The sequence below is a fragment of the Sporichthyaceae bacterium genome, assembly GCA_036269075.1.
GTDB lineage: Bacteria > Actinomycetota > Actinomycetes > Sporichthyales > Sporichthyaceae > DASQPJ01.
This window is the reverse complement of the sequence record DATASX010000028.1, coordinates 30,856-56,136: the sequence shown is the minus strand read 5'-3', so window position 1 is coordinate 56,136 and position 25,281 is coordinate 30,856. Positions and strand designations below refer to the sequence as shown.

Sequence of the window (25,281 nt, the reverse complement as noted above, 5' to 3'; positions counted from 1 at the left end):
CCGCGACTCCGGTTGCGTGTTCACCGGCTGCGATCGTCCCGCGCCGTGGTGCCAGGCCCACCACCGGATCCACTGGTCCGCCGGGGGCGCCACGGACCTGTCGAATCTCCTGCTGTTGTGCGACCGGCACCACGACGTCGTTCATCACCAAGGCTGGGACGCCGAATTCGGGGCGGACGGCCACCCCGAACTACGGCCCCGCCCTGGATCGACCCCGAACGAAGACCCAGACGCAATCGGTACTGGCAGACCCGCGTCTCCGACCCGTTCAGTCGAGCTGACTGAGCAGGTCGCGACAGGCGTCCTCGCAGTTCTGGCAGGCCTCCGCGCAGTGCTTGCAGTGCTCGTGGTGGCTTGCGTGTCGCTTGCACTCCTCGCCGCAGACGTGGCAGGCGGCGATGCACGCGTTGAGCATCGCCCGAGTGACCCCGACCTGCGCGCCGCCGGACCGGGCCAGCAGCGTCGCGGTGGTGGAGCAGATGTCCGCGCAGTCCAGATCGGACATGATGCAGGCCCGCATCGCGGACACGTTCTCCTCGCGCAGACACGCGTCCGCGCAGGCGCTGCAGGTCTCCGCGCAGGTCCAACAGGCCTCCAGAGCTCGCTGCAGTGCCTCGCGGGTCGGTGCCGACAGGTGCGGATGCATCGTGGAGATCTTCGATTTCGAAACTGTGGTCATTGCTCACTCCCGGTTGGTCGGCGCTTCTGCTTGTCGGCCGACTCCCTACCCCGAGGACGAGGAACCACCTGCTCGCCGGCACCTTTCGCGCGCCGCACTGCGCAGTCGCTCGCAGGCCGGACCGCGTGCCCCGAAGGGTCGTGGGTAGCCCGAAGACATGACGAGTTTCGGTTACTTCCTGTCCTGCGAGGAGTACGGGCCGCGCGAGTTGGTGCGGCAGGCTCGAATGGCCCAGGAGGCGGGATTCGAACGGCTCTGGATCAGCGACCACTTCCATCCCTGGAACGACGAGCAAGGCAACAGTCCGTTCGTCTGGTCCGTGATCGGCGCCCTGTCCGAGGCGGTGGATCTGCCGATCACCACCGCGGTGACCTGCCCCACCGTCCGGCTGCACCCGGCGATCGTCGCGCAGGCGGCCGCTACGGCCGCCGTACAGACCCAGGGCCGGTTCACCCTGGGCGTGGGCAGCGGTGAGGCGCTGAACGACCACATCCTCGGCGACCCGTGGCCGCCGATCGGCGCCCGGCTTTCCATGCTCTCCGAAGCCGTGGAACTGATCCGTCTGCTGATGCGCGGCGAGGAGGTCAGCTTCCACGGCGAGCACTACGAACTGTCCGACGCTCGGTTGTACACCGTGCCCGACGAGCCGGTGCCGATCCACGTCTCCGGGTTCGGGCCGCAGGCGACCAGCCTCGCGGCGCGCATCGGCGACGGGTTCGTGACCGTGAGCCCTGATGCCGAGGCGGTCGACCTGTTCCGCAAGCACGCGCCGGGCAAGCCCGCCGGCGCGGGCCTGAAGGTGTGTTGGGCACCGACCGAGGCCGAGGGCGTCGCGACCGCCCACCGCCTGTGGCCGAACAGTTCGCTGGGCGGCCAACTCGCGCAGATCCTGCCGCGGCCGCGTGACTTCGAGGCGGCGTCCGCGAACGTGCCCCCGGAGCAGACCGCCGAGCACTTCGCCTGCGGCCCGGACGCAAAGCGCCACATCGAGGCCCTGCGGCCTTACCTGGATGTCGGATTCGACGAGATCCACGTCGCGCAGATCGGCGGGAATCTCGAGGGCTTCTTCCAGTTGTGGCGCGACGAGATCCTCCCCGAGGTCGCCGACCGCCCCGGAAATCGCTGATGGACGAGGGAAGGAGCTGGCGATGAGTGACGCGACCGGGCAGCGGCAGCACGCCGATACCACGCGGATGTCCACGGGTGAACTGGTTTCCGCGGTCACCGAGCAGGCCTCTGCACTGATCCGCGACGAGATCCGCCTGGCGAGCCTGGAACTGAAGGAGAAGGGCAAGCACGCCGGGATCGGCGCCGGGATGTTCGGCGGCACCGCGGTTCTCGGCTTCTACGCCGGGGGCGCGCTGGTGGCCGCGGGGATCGCCGCGCTCTCGCTCGCACTGCACGTGTGGGCCGCCGCATTGATCGTCACCGCGGTGCTCGCCGCACTGGCGGCGATCACGGCGCTGACCGGTCGGCGCCAGGTCCAGGAGGCACTGCCACCGATGCCGGAGCAGACCAAGGAAAACGTGCGTATCGACATCGAGACGGTGAAGGCGGCCCGGTCATGACCGCTGGGGGCGCCGCGCGGTCATTGGAGATGGCGCAGGTCCAGTGCGACGTCGAACGGACCCGGGCCGACCTGGTCGCAACCGTCGACGAACTGGCCAATCGCGCCGACGTCAAGGCACGGGCCCGGGCGAAGGCCGCCGAGGCCAAGCAGCGAACCCGGGCGAAAGTGCGCCAGGCGGGTCGAACGTTGCGCGAGCAGGCCGGGATCGGTTGCGGCGCCGTGGTCGACGCGGCCCGCCGACGCGAGGTCCGCTGGGCGGCCGGCGGGGCGGCGGCCGTGGTCCTGCTACTGGTCGTGCGTGCTCGCAGGAGCTGACCGGCGCAGCGTCGCACCGATCTGACTGGTAGTCAGGTCAACGGTTGACCGCAGGGTCGCCGCCGTCGGGGCCGTCCTGGTCGGTCGCGGCGGGTTGTTGCGGCGACGTCGGTTGCGCAGCCGTGGGTACGGCCGGTGCAGCGCGCCCCTGTCCCCCGGTGGCCGCCGGGGCCGCGGGCTGTGCCGGGGCCCCGGGCTGCGCCGGGATCGCGGACTGCGCGGGAGCCGTGGGTTGCGCGGGGGCCGCGGGCTGTGCCGAAGCCGGCGGCGCAACAGCAGGAGCCGCGGGCTGCGCGGGGGCCGCGGGTTGCGGCGAAGCCGGCGGCGCAGCCGAGGGAGCGTCCGTGGCAGGTGGCGCGGTCGGGATCTCAGTCGGCAGGCTGCTCGGGTCCACCTCCAGCTGCCACCACGAATTGCGCATGCCCGCCGCGTGGTCGAACTTGCCTCCGGGGACGACAACCTGGCCATGGTCGCCGACGACCCGCACCGAGAGCACCCGGCCACCCCAGGCGCCGTCGCCGTCCCGCTGGGCAGCGGCCAGTCCGGTCGGGCGGCCGATCTGCGGCCAGGCCTGCTGGAGGCGTGCGGCGTTCAGCGTGTAGGTCCACGAGTGGGAGTGGTTCGGAACCAGGCCGTCCCACGGGTCGGGCCGGCTGGGCAGGTACGGCTCGTTGCCGGCCGTCGACCAACCGCCGTTGGAGTCGGAGAACTCGGTCAGCGCGGGCTTTCCGTCGTAGTTCAGCTGCTCGCCGGCAGTGTCCGCGACAGCCGCATCGGTCCGGGAATTCTCCCACCTGCGGTCGGTACCGCCCTGACGATGCAGGGTGCGCACGCCGCGGTAGACCTGGCAGGCGGTGGTGTCGCAGATGTCGGACACCGCGTCCGCGGAGGCGTGCGTCGCGTGCCACAGGGCGTAGGTCCGAGCCGCGACGGCCTGGGCCTGCAGGGCCGCGGGCTCGAAGTAGGCGGGGGACTCGGAGGGCACGACCGACCGCAGGTACGACTCGATGTCGACGACGTTGACAACCGCAACCTGTCCGTCGCGGTCGCCCGGGAACACGCGCAGCGCCCCTCGGTACTGGCGCAGTTCCTGACCGCGCACGACCTGGAGGTCGTCGTCCCCGCCCCGCAGCTCCACCGGATCACCGGCGGCCGAGCGCGGGCCCACGCGATGCCACCCGTCGGTCAGCCCTTCCAGTTGCAGGGCGCCGTCCACCGAACGCACCCGCCAGTCGGTGACCTTCTGGTCGTCGAGTTGCCGCGGCAGCGCCGTGGTCCGGCCGATGGTGAGCAGCTGCATCCCGGGTCCGGCCACCACGCGCAGGGCGTCCGAGCCGAGACCGGACAGGTGCACGCGGATCTCCGGGATCTCGTCGCTGCGGACCAGGTCCGTGCCGGGGTAGTAGGTGGACAGGATCGTCTTGTGGTCGATGCCGTGCGAAGCGGCGCCCTGCGCGCCCCACTGCGACATCCCGCGGCCGTGGCCGAATCCATGACCCTCGAAGTGGAACTCGCCGGCCACCGGGGCGACCAGCCGTTCCGCGGGCGGCCCGGCACTGACGCCGGCACGCGCCGCAACCGGCGCCGCCAGCAGTACAGCCATCACCGGAACGGCCACGCGCAGCACGCGAACGCGCTGTCCACCGATCCGGCCCGACGTTTCCCCCCGCGTCCCCCGCATGTCCGAACTGTCCCGGAATCGGAGCCTTCGTCGCCTCCGACCACCGCCGTTCGGGTGAACCCCCAGCTCGCTCGCCGACCGGCCCGGCACGCCGGGATATTCAATATGAAAACATTTGCGCAGATGATTGAATGAAGGCCCGTCAGAGAACGGCGTAACGTGACACTTCCGGGTTCGCCGTCGCACGTGGGGGCACGGGGGTTGGCTGATGGTGGAGCGGTTCGAGTTCGCCCGGGCCCGGTTCGGGCCGGGTCGTCGGCCGCGGGCGTTGGCCGCCCGAGCGGTGCGTGAGGCCCTGGTCTCGGTTGCCGGGTTGATCGGGCGGCCGGTGTGCAACCAGGCCGGCGATCAGGTCGGTCGGGTGGTGGACCTGGTCGTCCGCTACGGCTCGGCGGAGGCCGACGCCTACCCGCCGTTGTCGGGCCTGATCGTCCGGGTCGGCGACCGACGCAGCTGGGTTCCGGAGTCTCACGTCGCCTCGGTGGCGCGGGACCGGGTAGTGCTGTCCAGCGCGAAGTTCGACCTGCGCGAGTTCACTGCCCGCCCGGGTGAGGTGCTGTTGGCGGGTCAGGTGATGGACCGTCAGTTGCTGGACGTGGACGGGCGGCGCGTGATCCGAGCGGCCGACCTGTACGTGGCCGACCTGGCCGGCGTGGTCCGTCTGGTCGGGCTGGACGTGAGCATCGGGTCGTTGCTCCGACGGTTGGGGCCGCGACGCCTGCGGACCATCCCGACCCCGGAGCGGGTCGTGGACTGGGCGGCGATCCACCCGCTGGGCGAGGCCGGCGGCGGCATGCGGTTGCAGGGCGTCAGCCATGCCGTCCACGCCCTGCGCGCCGGGGAACTGGCCGACCTGCTGGAGGACCTCGACCGGACCGGGCGGCGGCACCTGCTCGACACCCTGGACCCCGGCGTCGCCGCCGACGCGGTGGAGGAGATGCAGGCCGACGACGTCCAGGCGCTGCTGCGGGACATGCCGGTCGAGCGGGCCGCGGCGTTGTTGGCGCAGATGGAACCCGACGAGGCCACCGACGCGCTGCGCGACCTGCCCCGGGCCGACCGCGAGGGCATCCTGCGGGCGCTGCCGGCGGGGAAGGCCCGCGAACTCGGCGGGCTGCTCGGCTACGCGGAGGACCGGGCCGGCGGGTTCATGACCACGGTGCTGGTGGTGATGCACCTGACCGAAACGGTGCGGGACATCCGGGCTCGGCTGCGCGAGAACGCCGAGCACCTGATGGAGCTGGACCGCGTCGTGGTGATCGACGCCCAGGGCCGGGTTGTGGACGAGGTGAGCATGCAGGAGGTCCTGCTCGCCGAACCCGACGACACCGTGGCGAGCCTGGTCGCGCCGCCGTGGGCGGTGACCGTACTCCCGACCGCGACCGCCGCCGAGGTCGCCGACCAGCTGATCGCCAACCGCTGCTTGTCGGTGCTGGTGGTCGACGCCGACAACCGCCCGATCGGCCGGATCCTGGCCGACGACATCGTCGACGTCCTGGTCCCGGAGCGCGGCCGGTTCGACGTGTTCCAGTGGGCCGGCCAATGAGCGTGGGTGCGCAGCCGGAGCTGCGCGCGGCCCCGCCGCCGGCTGCCCGACGCCCACTGCGCCGGCGGGTGGTCGGGGTGCTGGCAATCCTCGGGCCCGGGCTGATCGCGGCCAACGCGGGCAACGACGCCGGTGGCATCGCCACCTACGCCTCGGCCGGGGCCCAATTCGGCTACCGCACGTTGTTCCTGATGGTGCTGGTCACCATCGGCCTGGTCGTGGTGCAGGAGATGTGCGCCCGGCTGGGCAGCTGGACCGGCCAGGGCCTGGGTGCTCTGCTGCGCGAGCAGTTCAGCCTGCGCACCACGGCATTCGCGTTGGCACTACTGGTGATCGCGAACACCGCGCTGGTGGTCAGCGAGTTCGCCGGAATCGCCGCGGCCATGCAGTTGCTGCACGTCAGTCGCTATGTGTCGGTACCGATCGCGGCGGCGCTGGTCTGGGCGCTGGTCGTGCTCGGCTCCTACCGTTACGCCGAGAAAGTCTTCCTCACGCTGAGCCTGGTGTTCATCGCGTACCCGATCAGTGCCGTCCTCGCGCACCCGCACTGGGGCGCTGCGGCGGACCAGAGCGTGGTTCCGCACCTGTTGGCCGGCAAGGATTTCCTGCTGCTGGCCGTGGCGCTGATCGGTACGACGATCACGCCCTACATGCAGTTCTACATCGCCTCCGCGGTCGCCGACCGCGGTCTGGGACCGGCGGACTACCGCAACACCCGGCTGGACACGGTCACCGGGGCGATCTTCGCCGACCTGGTCAGCATGTTCATCATCATCGCGACGGCGGCGGCGGTGACGACGCGCGCGCCGCTGGACGACGCCGCCCAGGCCGCGGACGCCCTGAGCCCGGTCGCCGGTCGGTTCGCCGCGCAACTGTTCGCGATCGGCCTGCTCGGCGCCAGCGCACTGGCCGCCGCCGTGGTGCCGCTGTCCACCTCCTACGCGGTGGGCGAGGCGATCGGCACCGAGAGCAGCGTCTCGCGGCGGTTCGGCGAGGCGAAACTGTTCCTCGGCCTGTTCACCGTCCAGATCCTGATCGGTTCCTCGCTCGCTCTCGCCCCCGGCAACCTGATCAAGCTGCTGCTGAACGCGCAGATCCTCAACGGCATCATCACCCCGGTGCTGCTCGGGTTCATCCTGGCCCTGGCCAACCGGCGAAGCCTGCTCGGGGACGCCGCCAACGGACGGATTTTCCGGGTTGTCGCCACCGTGACCGTGGGCCTGGTCGCCGTCATGGCGGTCCTTGCGGCCGCGACCGAGGTCATGGGCTGGGTTGGCCTGGCCTGACCCGCAGCGGCGGACGAGGGCTTGGGGAGAGTCATGCCCGAGTCGTGGCACTTCCTTGATCAGCACGGTGGGAGTCTCAAGATCGAAATCACCGGTCGGGTGTTGGTCAAACTGCGGGGGAGTGCCGGTCGAACGGCCGGCCGACGCAAAGGAAACCGGGAATGAACTCTGCAAATCCCAGTACCGGCAAGCGGCGCTCGACCGGCCGTCAGGTCGGGCGGGCGACGTTGGCGTGCGCCGGCGCGGCCGCATTGGTCGTCGTCGGCGCCGTGGCTGCCGACGCCCACGTCACGGTGCACAGCAAGGACGCGAAACCCGGCGGCTCCAACGCCACGCTGGTCTTCAACGTGCCGAACGAGGAGGACAACGCCAAGACCGTCAAGATCGAGATCGACTTCCCGACCGCGACACCGTTGACCGGCGTCACCGCCCAGGCGCCCACCGGTTGGACCGCGGCCACCAGCGCCGACAAGGTGGTCTTCTCCGGTGGGTCGATCAGCGGCGACGACTCGGTGAAGTTCCCGATCAAGGTCGGGCAGTTGCCGAAGGTGAACTCGGTGGTCTTCAAGGCCCTGCAGACCTACAGCAACGGAGACGTGGTGCGGTGGATCGACCAGGCTGCCCCGGGCGGACCGGAGGCGGCCCACCCGGCGCCGACCCTGGATCTGCTCAACCCCAGCAAGCTTTCCGACGACGAGATCGCGGACATGAAGGCCGACGCGGCCAAGGACGCGGCGAAGGATGCCAAGCCCGCCGCCAAGCCGGCCTCGACCAGCGCCCCGGCGGCGACCAAGGCCAAGGCGGACCCGGCGGCTCCGCCCGCGGCGCCCGCGGCGCCCGCGGCCAAGCCGACCAAGGTGCACGCCGGTACCGGCGGCCAGGCCTCGGAGTCGGGCGGCACCAACTCGACGGTGCAGCTCGGCCTGCTGCTGGCCGGCCTGGGTGTGGCCGGACTGGCCGGTGCCCGGGTCCGGGTGGCCCGCCGCCGCGGACCGGTTGACGTAGTACGCGAGCCGCGGTCGACCGGGATCCCGGTCGACCGCGGCTTTGCGTCGTGCGGGGGCATGTCATCGTTGCCCCGACAGTGCGATCGGCCCAGGTCGGGACGGGGGACGCGCGATGGGCGCAGGGTTCGAGATAGGGCGCGACGGTCCGGGAACCGTGGTCGTCGGGGTCGACGACTCCGAGGCGGCGAGCCACGCCCTCGGCTGGGCCGTCGGGACGGCTCGGCGGCAGGGCTCGGAGCTCGTGCTGGTGACCGCCGTTCCCCTGCCCGGGGCGTCCATCGGGTTCGTCCCGCCGCCGCTGGACCCGCCGGAGCTATCGCCCGAACGCGCGGCCGTCCTGAACGAGTTCCTGCCCGGCCGCTGGCGCTATCTGACGCGAAACGGTGAGGCCGAGGCCGAGTTGATCGCCGTCGCCCACGAGCTGAAGGCCGACGCGATCGTGGTGGGTCGGGCCCGGCACCCCAGCCGGCACATGCTCGGGTCGGTGGCCAGCCGACTGGTCCGGCACGCGGACACCCCGGTGGTCGTCGTTCCCTGACGTGGCCGCGGCACGGGCGCCGAAACGCTGAACGCTTTCGTATTCCCGACCACGCTGCGCTGACGGCGTAACCGCAGGACGGAATTTCGCGGCTCGCTCACCACGTTCTCCAGTTCTCAAAGAGGATTGGGGTGCGCGTGAACGAGTCGCTGACACTTCCGCTGCTGCCCCTGGAGGGGATCGTCGTCCTCCCGGGCATGGTGGTCCCGCTGTCGCTGGAGGAGTCCGAGACCCGCGCCGCGATTGAGGCGGCGCAACTGGATGGGTCGAAGGTCCTGCTGGTCCCGCGGGAGAACGGCAAGTACCCGCGCCTCGGCACGGTCGCGGTGATCGAGCAGGTCGGGCGCATGCGTGGCGGCGAGCACGTGGCCGTCGTGCGGGGTACCGGCCGGGCCCGCATCGGCACCGGCAGCGTCGGCGCGGGTGCCGCGCTGTGGGTCGAGGTCGAGTCGCTGCCGGAGGACGCGGACGAGACCGTGGCCTCCTTGGCCCGGGAGTACCGCACTGTGGCCACGTCGATCCTGCAGCAACGCGGGGCCTGGCAGTTCGTGGATTCCCTGAAGAACATGGAGGATCCGGCGGCGCTGGCCGACCTGGCCGGGTACGCGCCGTATCTGACCCGGGCTCAGAAGATCTACCTGCTCGAGACCACCGACGTCGCCGACCGGTTGCGGAACCTGCTCACCTGGAGCCGGGAGCACCTCGCCGAACTCGACGTGGCCGAGACGATCCGCAAGGACGTCGCCGAGGGCATGGAGAAGCAGCAACGGGAATTCCTGCTGCGCCAACAGTTGGCCGCGGTCCGCAAGGAACTGGCCGAGCTGACCGGCACCCCGGCCACCGAGGAGCAGGACTACCGGGCTCGCGTCGAGGCGGCCGACCTGCCGGAGAAGGTCCGCGAGGCGGCACTGGCAGAGGTCGAGAAGTTGGAGCGGACCTCCGACTCCTCGCCCGAGGTGGGCTGGATCCGTACCTGGCTGGACACGATCCTGGCCCTGCCGTGGAACGACCGCTCCGAGGATGCCTACGACCTGCTCGGTGCGCGCTCGGTGCTCGATGCCGATCACGCCGGGCTGTCCGACGTGAAGGACCGCATCGTCGAGTACCTGGCCGTGCGCCGGCGCCGGGCCGAACGTGGCCTCGGCGTGGTGGGCGGCCGTCGGTCCGGCGCGGTGCTTGCGCTGGTCGGGCCGCCCGGGGTCGGCAAGACCTCGCTGGGTGAGTCGGTTGCTCGGGCGATGGGCCGTAAGTTCGTGCGCGTCGCACTCGGCGGCGTCCGCGACGAGGCCGAGATCCGCGGGCACCGGCGGACCTACGTCGGCGCCCTGCCGGGCCGGATCGCGCGGGCGTTGCAGGAGGCCGGGTCGATGAACCCGGTCATGCTGCTCGACGAGGTCGACAAGGTCGGCGCGGACTACCGGGGCGACCCGACCGCGGCGCTGCTGGAGGTCCTGGACCCGGCGCAGAACCACACGTTCCGCGACCACTACCTGGAGGTCGAGCTCGACCTGTCCGACGTGCTGTTCCTGGCCACGGCGAACACGTTGGAGTCGATCCCGGGCCCGCTGTTGGACCGCATGGAGCTGATCCGCCTCGACGGCTACACCGAGGAGGAGAAGGTGCTGATCGCCCGCGACCATCTGATGGCACGTCAGATCGAACGGGCCGGGTTGACCACCGACGACGTCTCGGTGACCGACGCTGCCCTGCACCGGCTCGCCGGCGAGTACACCAGGGAAGCCGGGGTGCGCGACCTGGAACGGCAGATCGCCCGCGTGCTGCGCAAGTTGGCAGCCCGGCCGGACGACGCCGAGGCGGTCACCGTCGACGCCGAGGACCTGCCGACCTACCTGGGTCGGCCGCGGCACCTGCCGGAATCGGCCGAGCGGACCGTGTTGCCCGGAGTGGCGACCGGGCTGGCAGTCACCGGCGCCGGGGGCGACGTGCTGTTCGTGGAGGCCTCGCTGGCCGAGGTCGGCACCGGGTCGTCCGGCGTCACGATCACCGGTCAGCTCGGCGAGGTCATGAAGGAGTCCGCGCAGATCGCCCTGTCGTTCCTGCGAGCCAACGGGGCCGCGCTGGGGTTGCCCACCGCGGCGTTGGAGGAGCGCGGCGTGCACATTCACGTGCCCGCCGGGGCCGTCCCCAAGGACGGTCCGAGCGCGGGGGTCACGATGACCACGGCCCTGGCCTCACTGCTGTCCGGGCGACCGGTGCGGCCGGAGGTCGCGATGACCGGCGAGGTGTCGCTGACCGGCCGGGTCCTGCCGATCGGCGGGGTGAAGCAGAAGTTGCTGGCCGCCGACCGGGCGGGAATCACCACCGTGCTGATCCCCGCCCGCAACGAGCCGGACCTGGACGACGTGCCGGAGGAGGTTCGCAACCGGTTGACGATCCACCCGGTCGGGGACGTCCGCGACGTGCTGCGGCTGGCGCTGAGCCAACCGGAAGCGGCGGCGGCGGCCGCCTGAACCGAGTAACGGGAGGCGTGGTCCGAACTGCGGTTGGACCACGCCTTCGCCACGTGATCTCGTCCGGCGCCGCCGCGCCGGGTACGGTCGTTCCAGGCGCGAGCGGGAGGTGCGGCGTGGACGGTCCGTGCAGTCATCTGGAAGTGATCAGCGGCGCGGCACCCAGCGATCCAGCCGGTTGCCACGAGTGCTTGCTCACCGGCGGGACCTGGGTTCATCTGCGCCGGTGCGCAGGCTGCGGCCACGTCGGCTGCTGCGACAGCTCGCCGCACCGCCACGCCACCGCGCATTATCGAGCCAGCGGCCACCCGCTGGTCCAGTCGTTCGAACCCGGCGAGGACTGGTACTGGTGCTTCCTCGACCAGGTGGCCTTCGAACTGGCCGGCGACACCAGTAGCCCGGCCCACCCGTGAGCGAGCTTGCGAGTGAACCAATGTCACAGTGTCAGCCGAAATCCGGCCTGCACGAGCGGACGGAGGCGCGCCGGTGATCGACGACCCGGCCGTCGCCAGTGGCCTGAGCCTGGACCAGATCGCCGAACTGGAAGCCTTCGGGACTCGGCGTGCCGTTGTGGCCGGGGAGTACCTCTACCGCGAGGGCGACGCGTCTTACGACTTCTTCGTAGTGCTGTCCGGAACGATCGAGGCGATAGCCGGTTCGGGGTCCGCGGAGCGGATCGTCGCCCGGCACGGCGCCGGGCGTTTCCTGGGCGAGCTGAATCTGCTGACCGGGCTGCGGGTCTTCGTGTCCGCACGGGTCACGGAGGACGGGGAGGTCCTCGTCGTCCCGGCCGCAGCGCTGCGCGAAGTCATCGCCACCCGGCCCGGGCTCTCCGACACGATCCTGGCCGCGTTCCTGGCCCGCCGGTCGATGCTGCTGACCGACGCGGCGGCCTCGATCCGGGTCGTCGGGTCGCGGTACTGCGCCGAGTCCGGTCGGCTGCTCGAGTTCCTGCAGCGCGCCCGAGTGCCGCACCAGTGGCTGGACATGGACAAGGAGCCGGCCGCCGAGGACCTGCTGCGCGAATTCGCCGTGCAGGCCACGGATCTGCCCGTGGTGATCGCCGGCGAGTCCGTGCTGCGTCGCCCGACGACCGGGGAGTTGGCGGAGTTCCTCGGGCTGACCGTCGACTTCGTGATCCGGCACTGTTTCGACCTGGTGGTGGTGGGGACCGGCCCGGCCGGCCTGGCCGCCGCGGTCTACGGCGCGTCCGAAGGCCTGTCGACGTTGGCCGTCGAGTCGGTCGCGGTCGGTGGCCAGGCGGGCGGGAGTTCGCGGATCGAGAACTACCTGGGCTTCCCGACCGGGATCTCCGGTGGCGACCTGATGCACCGGGCGCTGATTCAGGGGGAGAAGTTCGGCGCGGCCTTCTCCCTGCCCTGCGCGGCAGTCGGACTCTCGGAGACCAACGGGCATCTGACGGTCCACCTGTCCGACGACAGCCAGATCCATGCGCGCGCGGTCATCGCCGCCACGGGAGCGCGTTACCGCAGGCTCCCGGCCGCCGGTTTGGCGGAGTTCGAGGACACCAGCGTGTTCTACGCCGCCACCGAGATGGAGGCCAAGGCCTGCACCCCGGCCCCGGTCGTGGTCGTCGGGGGCGGCAACTCCGCCGGTCAGGCGGCGATGTTCCTGGCCGAGTCGGGCAGCCCGGTCACGATCGTGATCCGGGGCGAGGACCTCGCGGCGAGCATGTCCCGCTACCTGGTCGCCCGGATCGAGCAGAACCCGAACATCGTGCTACGCACCCGGACCACGGTTTGCGCCCTGCAAGGCACACTCGGCCTCGAGCACGTCGTGCTCGCCAGTCCCGAAGGGGAGACCAAACTGCCTTGCCAGGCACTGTTCTCGTTCATCGGTGCCGACGCCGGCTCGGACTGGCTGTCCGGCTGCGCGGCGCTCGACGACCACGGGTTCGTGCTGACCGACCGGTACCTGGAGCCCGAAAACCTCGGCGCCGCCTGGGGTCTGCTGGGCCGCGCCCCGCTGCCGTTCGAGACCAGCAAGCCGGGTCTGTTCGCCGTCGGCGACCTGCGCTCCGGGTCGACCAAACGGGTCGCGGCCGCGGTCGGCGAGGGCTCGGCCGCCGTCCGCGCGGTGCACGAGTACCTCGCCTTCAACCGCTGAGGCCCCGGCTGCCGGGGCAGGCCGTACGATTCGCCGGTGGCCGTGCAGTTGCAGGTCCGGGGGCGGACGCTGGACATCACCGGGACCTGGGTGATGGGCGTCGTCAACGCCAGTCCGGAGTCGTTCTCCGACGGCGGTCGCTACCGCACCGCGGCGGACCGCATCGCATTGGCGGCCGATCTGGTGCGGGCCGGGGCGGACGTGATCGACATCGGTGGCCAGTCCGCGATCACCGGTGAACCCGAGGTCGACCCGCGCGCCGAGCTCGAGCGGGTGCTGCCGATCGTCGAGTGGCTGGCGGCGAACCATCCGGACGTGCTGATCAGCGTGGACACCTACAAGCCCGAGGTCGTCGCCGCGGTGGTGTCGGCCGGCGCTGCGATCATCAATGATGTGAGCGGGCTGCTGTACCCGGAGGTGGCCGCCATCTGCGCGGACGGGGGCGCCGCGCTGGTGGTGCTGCACAACCGGGCCAAGCCCAAGGTTCGCCTGCAGGACCCGGAACGCTACGACGACGTCGTCGCCGACGTGGTGGCGTTCCTCGCCGAGCGCATGGAACTGGCGGTCGCCCAGGGGTTGTCCCGGCGGGCGCTGATCCTCGACCCGGGCCCGGACTTCACGAAGACCCCGCACCAGACCCTGGCGGTCCTGCGCCGGCTGGAGGCCGTGCGGGCGCTGGGTCGCCCGGTGCTGCTGGCCCTGTCGCGCAAGGACTTCGTCGGGGCGATCCTGGCCCGCTCACCGCGCGGTCGCGACCCCGGGTCGATGGCAGCGTTGGCGGTGCTGGCGACCGTGCCGGGCAACCTGGCCCGCGTCCACGACGTCGCGATGGCCAGGGACGTCGTCGCGGTGGTGGAGCACCTCAGCGGCCGGGCGGAGATCCCGCGGGATTACCTGCTGCCGGATCAGTTGCGCCACGACCGGGGCTGAGCCCCGCCGCAGGCCGCGACCTGCCGGTCCGGGCGCAGCATCTCGGCCATCGGCGGCCGCTCGCGCAGGTCGACCTCCTGGGTGCGCGGTCGGATCCGGCCGGCCTGGCGGCGGAAGTCGGTCAGCGGCGCATGGTCGGCCTCGGGTGTCTCCAGGCCGGGCATCCGGGCCAGCACCGCGTGCCAGACCTGGGCGGCCATGCGGCCGAGCGCGGCGTCGTCCTGGTGGCGGTGGTGGCGGGCGCCGAGGTCGACCTGGGCGATGGCGTCGAGGCCGGCGATGCGCAGGGTGTCGAGCAGCACCGCGATCTCGACGCCGTAGCCGGCTGGGAACGACAGATCCTGGAGCAGGTCGCGCCGGGCGGCCCACTCGCCGGCCAGCGGCTGGACGATGCCGGCCAGTTGCGGCCAATGCAGGTTGAGCAGCGGGCGGGCGACCAGCTCGGTGACCCGGCCGCCACCGGCCGGCAGCACCGACTGGCCCTCGCGCAACGGCCGGTCGTAGGCGCCCTTGACCAGGTGGACGGAGCCGTCGCACAGTAGCGGGCCGAGCAGGCCGCGCACGACGTCGGCTCGGAAGCGTTCGAGGTCGGCGTCGACGAACACGATGAGGTCGGATTCAGTCACGGCCAGTGAGCGCCACATGGCGTCGCCCTTGCCCGCGGCCGGGCCGAACTGCGGCAGCACGCTCGCTGCGGCCACGACCCGGGCCCCGGCGGCGGTGGCCACCGCGGCGGTGCCGTCGGTTGATGCGGAGTCGATCACGACGATCTCGTCGACGAGGGCCACCTCGATCGCGAGCTGCTCCCGGATCGCGCTCACGATCGCGCCGATCGTGCGCTCCTCGTTCAACGCCGGCAGCACCACGGCGACCGAGAGCCGGCGGCGCCGTTTCGCGTGCAGCAGCTCTTCGGCCGACCAGTCGTCGGCCATGCTGGTCCGGCGCGCGAACCAACCGTTCACGTCGGGCTGCAAGTGCTCACCTCGTCGCGTTCGCATCGCCCAGCGGGTCGGCGCACTGCCCGACGCAAGCGTGACCGGCCAGGTCCGCCCGGCCGGTCGCGACGACGGTACCGCAGCCGCTCTCGGAGATTGTAAACGCCGGTTGGTGTTATTCCGACCGCTGGACCGCGCCCGGGCCCGAACGCATCGAGTCGCACCGGATCGGAGTCGAATCCGGCGCGCTCGTCAGGCCTCGAGATCCATTGAAGCAGGGGGTCGGAAGCTAATCAACCCCAGTGTTGACTGGGCCGGGGGAGGCAGTCTACGGTTGCGGCCACACCGGGCAATTCGCCGTGCACCGCGGCATCCTCCGCAGGGAGAAGCGACCGTGTCCCAGACAGTTGGCATCTCGGGTTCGGCAGCGGACCGCGTAGTCGTCGTCTCCTCCGACGGCCATGCGACCGCCGCGATGACCGAGTACCGCCAGTACCTCCCGGCGCACCTGCGCGAGGAGTTCGACGCGTTCTGCGACGTCTTCGCCCGCGAGGGTGCCCGCACGATCGACCCGGCGAGCCTGCGCAACCGGCTCGACGAGGACCAGGTCGTCGACTGGATCGAGAACGTCATCGAGCCCGGCCGGTTGGCCGGTCAGTACGACCCGAACCAGCGCATCAAGGAGCTCGACCACGAGGGCATCACCGCCGAGGTGTTGTTCCCTGATTTCGGGTTGCCCTGGGAGCTGCATCCGCCGCTGAAGGCCGCGATGATCGGCTACACGCGGACCCCGGAGCAGATCGAGGCCGCGAACGGGGCGTACAACCGCTGGTTGGCCGATTTCTGCCGGGCCGCCCCCGGACGACTCGGCGGGCTCGCGGTGGTCAGCTTCGCCGACGTCGAGGACACCGTCGCGGAGATCCACTGGGCCAAGCAGAACGGCCTGGTCGGCATCGTCGCGCCGACGCTGCCGGAGTCCACCCCGTTCTTCCACAAGCGGCACGAGCCGATCTGGGACACGCTCGAGGCCCTCGAGATGCCGATGTCCACACACACGGCGATCTCGTCGATCACCGACCACATGGCCACCGAGACGCTCAAGGCGATCCCGCACCCGGCGTGCGCCGCCCCGGTGATGACCGCTCAGGCCTTCTTCTTCACCCAGCAGATCGTCTCCCACCTGATCTGGGGCGGGGTCCTGGAGAAGCACCCGAACCTCACGCTCGTGCTGACCGAGCAGGGTTCCGGCTGGGTCATCAGCGCGCGGGCCAGCATGAACTACACCTGGGACCGCAGCTACCTGCGTCGCGACATCCGCGAGGTCGTGCCGCGTCGGCCCGCGGAGTACTTCGACCGGCAGATCTTCCTGGGCGCCTCGCTGTTCTCCCGCGCCGAGGCCGCCGCGCGGCACGAGATCGGCGTGGACAAGCTCTGCATCGGCATGGACTACCCGCACCACGAGGGCACCTGGGGTGCCGGGCCGGGAACCACGGACTGGCTGCGGGCGACCCTGGGCGCGGCGGGCGTGCCGGCTGACGAAGCCCGGCTGATGCTCGGCGGGAACGCCACCAAGCTCTGGGGATTCGACGCTGACCAGTTGGCCGGGGTGGCGAGCGAGATCGGCCCGGACCTCGGCTTGGTCCTCACGCCGCCGACCGAGGAGCACTTCCCGCGGGGCGACGTCCACAAGCCGATCGCGACCGCGTTCTGAGCTCGGTTCGACAGCGGACGAGGAGCCGGCGGTGATCAACATCGGGCAACTTGGAACCGGGCCTGCGCTGTACGCGCCGGACCGGCCCGCGTTGATCGCCCCGGAGGTCGGGGCGAGCCGCACGTTCGGCCGACTGGCCGAGCGCACCGACCAACTGGCCCGGGCGCTGGTCTCGATGAGCTCGCAGCCGGCCGCGCCGCGGTACGCCGCGCTGTCCCGCAACTGCATCGAACTCGTCGAGCTGTACGTCGGTACCGCCAAGGCCGGTGGGTTGCTGTTCCCCTTGAACTGGCGGCTTTCCGAGGAACAGATCGCGCAGTCCCTGCGCGAGGTCGCGCCGAGCGTGGTGTTCCACTCGGCGCAGTTCCGGCCGGTCGTCGACCGGATCCGGTCCTCGGTGCCTGCCGAGCACTGGATCGAGTGGGATCCGGGTGCGCCGTCGGAGTACGACGAGCTGCTGGAGAAGACCGCCATGACGGCGTCCGGCCTCGTGCTGCCGGACCCGCAAGCGGTGCTGCACCGGCCGTACCTGGCAATCTCCACCGGTGGCACCACCGGGATCCCGAAGGCCGCGGTGCACACCCAGTACTCCTACGGGGCTTGTGTTCTGGACTACCTCGCCGGGGCGCGGATCGCCGCCGAGGACAAGTATCTGATGCTCGGTCAGTTGTTCCACGTCGTCGGCTACATGGCGCTGGCGTATCTGGCGATGGGCCGGCCGGTGGTGATCTCGGAGTTCGACGCCGACCGCCTGCTCGACATCATCGAGGAGGAGAAAGTCTCCGGTTTCTTCGCGGTCGCGACTATGCTTCCCCGGCTGGTCCAGGCCGCGGCCGCTCGCGGGGCCGACACCGCCTCGGTCCGGCAGGTCGAGTACGGTGGCGCGCCGATGGGCGCGGAGGTGATCCGCGACGCGAGCGAGGTGTTCGGTGCCGACATGCTCCAGGCCTGGGGCATGACGGAGTTCGGTCCGGGCACCTACCTGAGCCCGGAGGCGCACCGCCGCGCCCTGGCCGGCGAACGGCCCGAGTTGCTCAACTCGTGCGGCACCCCGGCGCTGTTCAGCGAGTTGGCGATCCTCGATGAGGACGGCGTTCCGGTCCCGCGCGACGGTCGCACGATGGGCGAGTTGTGCCACCGCGGCCCGAACAACATGCTGGGCTACTGGAACCAGGAGAAGGAGACCGCCACGACGGTCCGCCACGGATGGATCCACACCGGCGACGGCGGCGCCTGGGACGCCGACGGCTACGTCTTCATCCTCGACCGCATCAAGAACATGATCATCAGCGGCGGGGAGAACATCTTCCCGGCGGAGATCGAGCGTCTCCTGGGCGATCACCCCGGGATCGCCGAGGTAGTCGTGGTCGGCGCTCCGCACCCGGACTGGGGCGAGGTCGTCAAAGCGTGCGTGGTTCGCCGCCCGGGCAGCGAACTGACGGGGAAGCAGGTCCAGGACTGGGTCGGTAATCACCTGGCCTCGTACAAGAAGCCGCGCATCGTGGAGTTCCTGCCCCAGATCCCGGCCACCCCGACCGGGAAGGTCAACCGCGCGCTCCTGCGCGGTTCGGCCTCGACCGGCTGACGGGCGCGCGATGGAGACGCTCGAGGGCAAGCGGGCCTTGGTGATCGGCGGAGCCGGTCCCGGCAACGGGGGTGCGTGCTCCCGGGCGTTGGCCGCAGCCGGAGTCGCGGTCGCCGTCGCCGACCTGAACCGGGATGCCGCGCAGGCGCTGGCCGATGAACTGGCTCCGGCCAAGTCGGTCGGGCTCGGCGTGGACGTGCGGGCACCCGGCTCGCTCGACGCGGTGGTCGCCGATGCGGTCGCCGCCCTCGGCGGGCTCGACGTGTTGGTGACAGTGGTCGGCGGGCACACGTTGTTCGCGCCCTGGGTCCGCCTGGACGAGGTTTCCGACGACGACTGGGATCTGATCCACACCGTGAACCTGGGTTACGTCATGCGAGTGACCCGAGCCGCGATCCGGACGTTCCTGGCCCAGGGCACCGGCGGTTCGATCGTGAGCATCGGCTCGATCGCCGGGATCGTGAGCAGCCCGTACGCATCCGCCTACGGGGCAGCAAAAGCGGGGCTTGTCAATCTCGCCCGCTCGGTTGGTCTGGAGTACGCCCGCGACGGCATTCGCATGAACGTCGTCGCGGTGGGCGTGGTCGCCTCCGACGCGGCCCGCGCGGTCGACACCTCAGCGCTGGGCTATGCCGATTCGATACCGGTCGGCAGGCTCGGCGACCCGGAGGCCGTGGCCGGGGCCGTCGTCTATCTGGCCTCGCCTGCTGCCTCCTACGTGACCGGCCAGACGCTGCAGGTCGACGGCGGCGTCACGACCCGATTCCCACTCCCGCTGCCTGGTGTTCCCGGGTACGCGGCGCGCTGAGAAAACACTTGCCCGGAACTGTTCCATCCCTATTGTCCTTCGATCTACACTGGTGTTGACTGAGCATCGATCAGTGGTTACCGTCACAGCTCGGCGCATCGAAACTTCGCCCGCACAGCGGATCCGTCCGGGCGTACCCGTCCGGCCTTCGGGCCCGGCCCGAGGTTTCACCCACGACCTGAAAGGTCTCGTGCAATGAAGCACAGATCACCATCCCGGCGCCGCGCCTTGCCCGCGGGAGCCGCCCTGGTGCTCGTGGCCGGCACGCCCTTCGTGCTCAGTGGCTCGGCATCCGCGACGGGAACGTTCGAAGCCCTCGCAGCGGCCTACGGGGCCGACTACATCCTCACCAACCAAAGTATTCCCGCGGGTTTCTCGCCGCAGTTCGGCGGACCTACTGCCCAGGCGCAGCTGACCTCGTTGCCCTCGGGCACGTCCTTCGCCTCGTTCCCGTACCCGGGCGAGGTGGCCGCCGGAGTGCCCGGACTGGTCAGCGGCGTCGCGACCGGCGTTCCGCAGTTGCCCGCGTACCCGTTCATCGTCAGCGCCGGGCTCGGGCAGGGCCCGCAGCAGGTCAACCAGCCCGGCATCGCGATGCGGGCGAACACCGAGAACACCAATGCCTCGGCGCACGCGGTGTTCGGCACCGACGGTATGGGGTCGGTGGCCGACTCGCTGATCAGCGTCGAGGGCGACCACGTCACCGCAACCTCGGTCTCCCGCGACAGCTTGCTGAGCCTGGGCGACCAGGGCGAGATCGGCAGTGTGCGCTCGATCGCGACGGTCAGCTCCGGGGCCGACGGAAAGATCGACCGCACGAGTTCGCTGGCGATCTCCGGGATCCGCATCCCGGCGTTGCAGTTCACGGTCCCGGCCACCAGCCCCGGCCCGGCGCCGATCCCGAACGCCCCGTTCCCCCAGGTGCCGCTGCCGTTCGCCGGGACCACGGTGGTTTCCCCGATCCTCGGCCTCTACGACGGCCAGTTCACGATTCAGCTGCCTGGTACGGGCAAACAGCAGTTCGCGGTGCCCGCCGACTCGGTGACGCAGGCCTTCAAGTCGGCCGGCTACGACGTCGACTACGCCGCCCCGCGGCAGACCCCGGACGGCATTGTCGGCGCGACGCTGCAGCTGCACTTCAAGCTGCCGGCCCCGCCGGACAACCCGCTGTACGCCGGTCCGTCGGACGTCACGCTGGTGCTCGGCCGGGCCAACGCCTCGGTGACCAACGAGTCCGGCACCGGCGTCGCCTCCGCCCCGGGTGCCTCCTCGGCGGTCGGCCCGACGAACTCCGCACCGGGCGCCGCGGCCCCCGCGCTGCGCACCGCGACGGGCTCCGCCGGACTCAACACCGGCTACGCCAACCCGGCCGGCTTCGACAACGAGACCGGCACCACGAACGCGGCAAGTTCCGGCGGCGCGGGGGCGCAGCCGGTGGGGAACCTCACCGTAGGAAACACGACGGCCCAATCCCTGAACAGCACGGCCACCGGGTTCGAGGCAGCAGGCGTGTCCCTCCCCAAGGGCCCGCTGGATGCCGTCTACCTGGCTCTGGCCGCAGCCGGCCTGCTGGGCGTGTTCTCGATCCCGACCCTTCGGCTGCGAGGAGGACGCAACTCATGAGCATCACCAAGTTCCTGCGCGCCAACTGGGACCGGGTCGGCGGGGGCCTGAGCATCATCGCCGGTCTGGTGACCCTGATCGTGGGCTACCAGCGCATCTCCGGCGCCCACCCGGTCTCCGCCCAGTTGCCGTACCTGATCTCCGGCGGGCTGCTCGGTATCTTCCTGCTCGGATTCGGTGGCCTGCTCTGGGTTTCGGCCGACCTGCGCGACGAGTGGCGTCAGCTCTGGCTGATCCGCGACGCATTGGTGCGGCTGTCCGCCGAGCAGTCGGCCTCGGCTGGTGCGCCGCTTGCGCAGTGGCTCATCGACATCAACGGTGACGAGGCCGAGACTTCCAGCAACGGGTCGCGTCGGGCGCACGCGAGCGAGCGGTCGTGACCGCAATGCGCGCCCGACTGGCCGACGGCGGCGAGGGCCACTCGGCCCCGGCGACCTGGACGTTGGGCGGGCCCTGGCAGCGCCGTGAGCTGATGTTCGCTGCGCCCGGTGTGGCGGTCGGACCGGTCGGCCTGCTGGTCAGCTGGTTGGGCGCGCGCAGCACGCGGAATTGGGCCGAGCAGGACGGCTGGGTCGCGGTCGGCACGCTCTGCCTGGCTATCTCGCTGGCTGCCGCGGCGGGCTGGGTGCGGGTCGGGTTGCGCAACATGCGAACCCTGCAGCGGACGCTCGTGCGTGGTGCCCGGACCCACCTGACCGCACTGCCGGTGCCGGTCGCGCCGGAGCAGGCGGGCGGCCGCCTGGTCACCGCCGCCGGCCTCACCCTCTTCCACCGGCCGGATTGCCTGCTGGTGACCGGAAAATCCGTCCACTGGATCGCTCCGGGGACCGAAGGTTCCGGCGACCGGACTGCCTGCCGGATGTGCCTGTCATGAGCCTTTCCGAGTACATGCCCTTCCTGGTCATCGGGATCACCGTCGGCACCGTCTACGGACTGTCCGCGATGGGCCTGGTTCTGACCTACAAGACCACCGGGGTGTTCAACCTCGGCCACGGCTCCATCGGTGTCGGGTCCGCCGTGCTCTTCTACCAACTGCGGCAGAAGGATCACTGGCCCGCGTGGTTGGCCGGAGTGGTCGCGATCCTGGTCTTCGGTGTGGTGATCGGTGCCCTGATCGAGCCGGTAGCGCGGCGACTGGCTGAGGTGTCCACGGCCTACAAAGTGGTCGCCACCGTCGGGCTGATCCTCGCCGTGGCGGCCACCGTGCAGCTCATCTACGGTACCACCGCGCTCACCTTCGAGCCCGCGCTGCCGGAGAAGAAGGCGTTCACGATCAGCGGGGTCGAGGTGGCGTGGGAGAACGTCATCGTCACCGTCTTCGGCATCGCCTCAGCGGTCGGTCTCTATCTGTTCTTCCGCGGATCGCGCACCGGCCGGTCCATGCGCGCGGTGGTCGACAACCCGGAACTGCTCGACGCCACGGGTATCTCCCCGACCAAGGTGCGGCGCATCGCCTGGATGATCGGCTCCTCCTTCGCCGCCGTCTCCGGGGTGCTGCTCGCGTCCAGCCAGCAGCAGTTGGACGCGATCCTGCTGTCCCTGCTGGTGGTGCAGTCACTGGGTGCGGCCGCCATCGGGGCCTTCACGAACCTGCCGTTGAGCTTCGCCGGTGGCATCCTGGTCGGCCTCCTGCAGGCCGTGGTGAGCAAGGAGACCAGTGCGCACACGGCCCTGCAGGGGCTGGACACCAACGTGCCGTTCATCGTGCTTTTCGTGCTGCTGCTGGTGATTCCACGACGCAAGTTGGTCGAGCTCGGCCAGATCGCCAAGCCGCGCCGGACCGTGCGGAAGCCGATGTCGCCGGCCGCCCGGATCGTCGGGCTGCTGACCCTCTCGGTGGTCGCGATCGTGATCCCGTTCGTGGTCGAGGAGAAGCTGGCCACCTGGAACGTGGCGATGAGCCAGGTCCTGCTGTTCCTCTCACTCGGCCTGCTGGTCCGGACGTCCGGCCAGATCTCCTTGTGCCAGATGGGTTTCTTCGCCGTCGGCGCCGCGACGTTCGGCCACATGCTCGGTCACGGAGTGCCCTGGCTGGTGGCGGTCGGAATCGCCGGTGCGGTCGCGGTTCCGGTCGGCGCGCTTATCGCCATCCCGGCGATCCGGCTGTCCGGGCTGTTCCTGGCGCTGGCCACTCTGGGCTTCGGCGTGCTGCTGGCCAACTACTTCTACGGCCGCAGCTACTTCTTCGGCAGCCGCGTCGGTCTGTCGACCGGTCGGCCGAGTTGGTTCACCTCCGACCGCCAGTACTACTTCCTGCTGCTGGCCTTCGCGGTCGGCGGGATCCTGCTAGTCGTGCTCATCGAGCGGGCACGCCTGGGTCGGCTGCTGCGTGGCCTGGCCGACAGCCCGGTCGGGCTCACGACCCTTGGCCTGTCCGCGAACGTCACGCTGGTGCTGGTGTTCTGCCTGTCCGCGGCGATGGCCGCGGTCTCCGGAGCGTTGAACGCATCGGTGTTCGGCGGCATCACGCAGGACTCGTACTCCTACGTGCTTTCGCTGGTGATCCTGTCCGTGTTCGTCATCTCCGGTTCCTCGACGGTGCTCGCGTCGGTCGTCGCACCCGTGCTCAGCGTGGTGGTCCCGGTCTACATCGACAACCCGAAGGCGACGCTGTGGTTGCAACTTGCCTTCGGTGTCGCGGCAATCCTCACGGCAGTGCTGTCCGAGGGAGGCGCCGGAATCCTGCTGGACAGGTTGCGGCGAGTTTCCGGCGCCGGCAAGCCGCCGGCGCGGCTGACGCGCCGACTCGACGAAACCGTCGTGCCCCAGGCAATTTCCCGTACCCAGGAGGTTCGTCCGCATGCGATCGCGTAATTACTGCCGCCCCGGCAGACCGGGCGCCGGCCCGTTGCGGGGGCGCGTCGTAGCCCTCGCCGCAGCGGCCACCATGGTGCTGGCCGGGTGCGGCTCCGGCTCCTCCGACCAGGCCGACCAACCGGCCAACGCCGCAGCGGCGGCGCCGAGCACCGGCAACGCTGCTCCGGCCGCAGCCGCTCCCGCGGCGGCCGAGGCTCCGGCAACCACCAGCACCGGTTCGACTACGCCGGCGAGCGGTTCGGCGGCGAAGTCGGACACGACCGCGGCCACCCCCGCCAAGGCGAGCACCTCGAGCGCCAAGAGCATCGGCACCACTGCCGCTGCCCCGGCCACCGAGACCAAGCCTGCCGGCACCGCCGCGGCCCCCGCCGCCGTGCCGGCCAAGGCGACCACCGGCCAGGCTGCCGCCGCCAAGGGCGGCAAGTCGACCCCGGCCGCGAGCGGTGCCGGCACCAAGGCCTCGGCCCCGCTGGTCTGCACCAAGCAGGGCCCGCCGGTGACCATCGGACAGGTCGGCACGTTCAGCGGCCTGGTCGGCGCCAACTTCGCCGGGGCCACCAAGACGGCCTACGTCTGGGTCGACTGGATGAACGCCCACGGTGGGCTGGGTTGCCACCAGATCCGCTTCGTGCAGATCGACGACCAGTCCAACCCGGCGCTGAGCCAGGCGGCGGTCGAGCGGCTGGTCGAGAAGGAAGGCGCGGCCGCCATCTTCGGCGCGTTCGTGCCGCTGGACATCGCCGGATTCCAGGCCGGTCTGAACAAGGAGAAGATCGCAGCCATCGGTGGCGACCAGGCCGCGCCGGAATGGCTGAGCAACCAGTACATGTATCCGGTCGGTGGCACCTCGCGCGCCGCGATCGCGGGTTCGGTCAAGCAGGCCGCCGACATAGGCAAGAAGAAGATCGCCGTTCTCTACTGCGTCGAGGCCTCGCCCTGCGGGTCGAACTTCAACGACACCATCATCAAGGACGGCTTCGCCAAGAAGTTCGGCATGGACGTCGTCTACAGCGGCGCCGTCTCGATCACCCAGCCCGACTACACCGCCCAGTGCGAGAACGCCAAGAACGCCGGCGCCGACACCATCGCCTGGGGTCTGGACCGGGCCGGTCTGCAGCGGGCGGCTAAATCGTGCGCCAAGATCGGTTACTACCCGGCGCTGCCGTTGATCGCGCTCCAGGGCAGTTTCGATCCCACCGATCCGAACATCCGTAAGTCCGGGGCGTTCCTTTCCTCGCCGACCTTCCCGTACCTGCTGGACAGCACTCCGGCGCTGCAGCAGTTCCACCAGGCGATGAAGCAGTACGCGCCGAACGGGGCCATCGACACCTCGGCCTCGCTGGTCTGGTCCGCGGGTCAGATGCTGGCCAAGGTCGTCGACTCGATGGGGGCGGCGGCGCAGGGCAAGGCCCTGACCAAGGAAGACATCCTTGCGGCCACCGGGAACATCAAGAGCGAGACCCTCGACGGGCTTATCCCGCCGACCTCGTACAAGTCCGCCGGCCCGCAGGCGGAGAACCTCTGCTACTTCGGCATCGCGTTCCACGCCGACGGGACCTTCAGCGCTCCGGGTGGTACGAAGCCCTCCTGCGTCGGCTGAGGCACCGCAGTTCGCAACTGGGCCCGGCCGTTCGCGGCCGGGCCCAGTCGTG

23 protein-coding genes are annotated in these 25,281 nt (G+C 70.7%); 18 read left to right on the top strand and 5 right to left on the bottom strand.

Annotated features, from left to right (window positions below; translation table 11 throughout):
- Window positions 1–268: 268 nt before the first annotated feature.
- Complete coding sequence (locus VHU88_05720; GenBank protein HEX3611166.1) at window positions 269–679, bottom strand: four-helix bundle copper-binding protein; 411 nt, start codon at window positions 677–679, stop codon at window positions 269–271.
- Window positions 680–836: 157 nt separating this feature from the next.
- Between VHU88_05720 and VHU88_05715 the strand changes: the two genes are divergently transcribed.
- From VHU88_05715 to VHU88_05705, 3 genes are read left to right on the top strand one after another with little or no spacing between them, the layout of a single operon-like run.
- Window positions 837–1,805: a TIGR03557 family F420-dependent LLM class oxidoreductase gene (locus VHU88_05715; protein ID HEX3611165.1), complete on the top strand. Its 969-nt coding sequence runs from the start codon at window positions 837–839 to the stop codon at window positions 1,803–1,805.
- A gap of 22 nt (window positions 1,806–1,827) precedes the next feature.
- Window positions 1,828–2,247 (top strand): phage holin family protein, encoded by a 420-nt coding sequence (locus VHU88_05710; GenBank protein HEX3611164.1) that lies wholly within the window; start codon window positions 1,828–1,830, stop codon window positions 2,245–2,247.
- On the top strand, window positions 2,244–2,564 hold the full coding sequence (locus VHU88_05705) for a DUF3618 domain-containing protein (protein ID HEX3611163.1): 321 nt from the start codon (window positions 2,244–2,246) through the stop codon (window positions 2,562–2,564). Before VHU88_05710 ends, VHU88_05705 begins: the two co-directional genes overlap by 4 nt.
- 37 nt (window positions 2,565–2,601) lie before the next feature.
- Here the strand turns inward: VHU88_05705 and VHU88_05700 are convergent, their stop codons facing one another.
- Window positions 2,602–4,167 carry a SpoIID/LytB domain-containing protein gene (locus VHU88_05700; protein ID HEX3611162.1) on the bottom strand — a complete coding sequence of 522 codons (1,566 nt, stop codon included), beginning with the start codon at window positions 4,165–4,167 and terminating at the stop codon, window positions 2,602–2,604.
- Window positions 4,168–4,453: 286 nt separating this feature from the next.
- On the opposite strand from VHU88_05700, the gene VHU88_05695 reads away from it, so the two are divergent.
- Window positions 4,454–5,791: a CBS domain-containing protein gene (locus tag VHU88_05695; protein ID HEX3611161.1), complete on the top strand. Its 1,338-nt coding sequence runs from the start codon at window positions 4,454–4,456 to the stop codon at window positions 5,789–5,791.
- Window positions 5,788–7,077, top strand: coding sequence for a divalent metal cation transporter (locus tag VHU88_05690; GenBank protein HEX3611160.1), 1,290 nt, complete (start codon window positions 5,788–5,790; stop codon window positions 7,075–7,077). Before VHU88_05695 ends, VHU88_05690 begins: the two co-directional genes overlap by 4 nt.
- A 208-nt stretch (window positions 7,078–7,285) precedes the next feature.
- Here the strand turns inward: VHU88_05690 and VHU88_05685 are convergent, their stop codons facing one another.
- Entirely contained in the window at window positions 7,286–7,645 is a 360-nt protein-coding gene (locus tag VHU88_05685; protein ID HEX3611159.1) for a hypothetical protein, read from the bottom strand.
- Between the two features lie 12 nt (window positions 7,646–7,657).
- Complete coding sequence (locus VHU88_05680; protein HEX3611158.1) at window positions 7,658–7,978, bottom strand: hypothetical protein; 321 nt, start codon at window positions 7,976–7,978, stop codon at window positions 7,658–7,660.
- A 218-nt stretch (window positions 7,979–8,196) separates the two neighbouring features.
- Here VHU88_05680 and VHU88_05675 point away from each other — a divergent pair, with 218 nt between their 5' ends.
- From VHU88_05675 to folP, 5 genes are all read left to right on the top strand, one after another.
- Window positions 8,197–8,622: a universal stress protein gene (locus VHU88_05675; GenBank protein HEX3611157.1), complete on the top strand. Its 426-nt coding sequence runs from the start codon at window positions 8,197–8,199 to the stop codon at window positions 8,620–8,622.
- A 137-nt stretch (window positions 8,623–8,759) separates the two neighbouring features.
- Window positions 8,760–11,093, top strand: coding sequence for an endopeptidase La (lon, locus tag VHU88_05670; protein HEX3611156.1), 2,334 nt, complete (start codon window positions 8,760–8,762; stop codon window positions 11,091–11,093).
- Between the two features lie 116 nt (window positions 11,094–11,209).
- Window positions 11,210–11,506 carry a UBP-type zinc finger domain-containing protein gene (locus VHU88_05665; GenBank protein ID HEX3611155.1) on the top strand — a complete coding sequence of 99 codons (297 nt, stop codon included), beginning with the start codon at window positions 11,210–11,212 and terminating at the stop codon, window positions 11,504–11,506.
- A gap of 73 nt (window positions 11,507–11,579) precedes the next feature.
- Complete coding sequence (locus VHU88_05660) at window positions 11,580–13,220, top strand: FAD-dependent oxidoreductase (protein ID HEX3611154.1); 1,641 nt, start codon at window positions 11,580–11,582, stop codon at window positions 13,218–13,220.
- Window positions 13,221–13,256: 36 nt separating this feature from the next.
- Complete coding sequence (folP, locus tag VHU88_05655) at window positions 13,257–14,150, top strand: dihydropteroate synthase (protein HEX3611153.1); 894 nt, start codon at window positions 13,257–13,259, stop codon at window positions 14,148–14,150.
- Here the strand turns inward: folP and VHU88_05650 are convergent.
- Window positions 14,126–15,124, bottom strand: coding sequence for a glucosyl-3-phosphoglycerate synthase (locus VHU88_05650; protein HEX3611152.1), 999 nt, complete (start codon window positions 15,122–15,124; stop codon window positions 14,126–14,128). The two genes, folP and VHU88_05650, sit on opposite strands and share 25 nt — an antisense overlap.
- 355 nt (window positions 15,125–15,479) lie before the next feature.
- Between VHU88_05650 and VHU88_05645 the strand changes: the two genes are divergently transcribed.
- The 8 genes from VHU88_05645 (at window position 15,480) to VHU88_05610 (ending at window position 25,229) form a co-directional block, all read left to right on the top strand.
- On the top strand, window positions 15,480–16,796 hold the full coding sequence (locus VHU88_05645) for an amidohydrolase family protein (GenBank protein HEX3611151.1): 1,317 nt from the start codon (window positions 15,480–15,482) through the stop codon (window positions 16,794–16,796).
- 31 nt (window positions 16,797–16,827) lie between these two features.
- A complete protein-coding gene (locus VHU88_05640) occupies window positions 16,828–18,381 on the top strand; it encodes an AMP-binding protein (GenBank protein ID HEX3611150.1) in 1,554 nt (517 codons plus the stop codon).
- Between the two features lie 10 nt (window positions 18,382–18,391).
- Complete coding sequence (locus tag VHU88_05635; protein ID HEX3611149.1) at window positions 18,392–19,189, top strand: SDR family oxidoreductase; 798 nt, start codon at window positions 18,392–18,394, stop codon at window positions 19,187–19,189.
- Window positions 19,190–19,417: 228 nt separating this feature from the next.
- A complete protein-coding gene (locus VHU88_05630; protein HEX3611148.1) occupies window positions 19,418–20,812 on the top strand; it encodes a hypothetical protein in 1,395 nt (464 codons plus the stop codon).
- Window positions 20,809–21,192, top strand: a complete 384-nt coding sequence (locus tag VHU88_05625; GenBank protein ID HEX3611147.1) for a hypothetical protein — start codon at window positions 20,809–20,811, stop codon at window positions 21,190–21,192. Before VHU88_05630 ends, VHU88_05625 begins: the two co-directional genes overlap by 4 nt.
- On the top strand, window positions 21,189–21,686 hold the full coding sequence (locus VHU88_05620; GenBank protein ID HEX3611146.1) for a hypothetical protein: 498 nt from the start codon (window positions 21,189–21,191) through the stop codon (window positions 21,684–21,686). The genes VHU88_05625 and VHU88_05620 overlap by 4 nt, the downstream gene beginning before the upstream one ends.
- Window positions 21,683–23,626 carry an ABC transporter permease gene (locus VHU88_05615; GenBank protein HEX3611145.1) on the top strand — a complete coding sequence of 648 codons (1,944 nt, stop codon included), beginning with the start codon at window positions 21,683–21,685 and terminating at the stop codon, window positions 23,624–23,626. The genes VHU88_05620 and VHU88_05615 overlap by 4 nt, the downstream gene beginning before the upstream one ends.
- On the top strand, window positions 23,613–25,229 hold the full coding sequence (locus VHU88_05610; protein ID HEX3611144.1) for an ABC transporter substrate-binding protein: 1,617 nt from the start codon (window positions 23,613–23,615) through the stop codon (window positions 25,227–25,229). Before VHU88_05615 ends, VHU88_05610 begins: the two co-directional genes overlap by 14 nt.
- Window positions 25,230–25,281 lie beyond the last annotated feature (52 nt).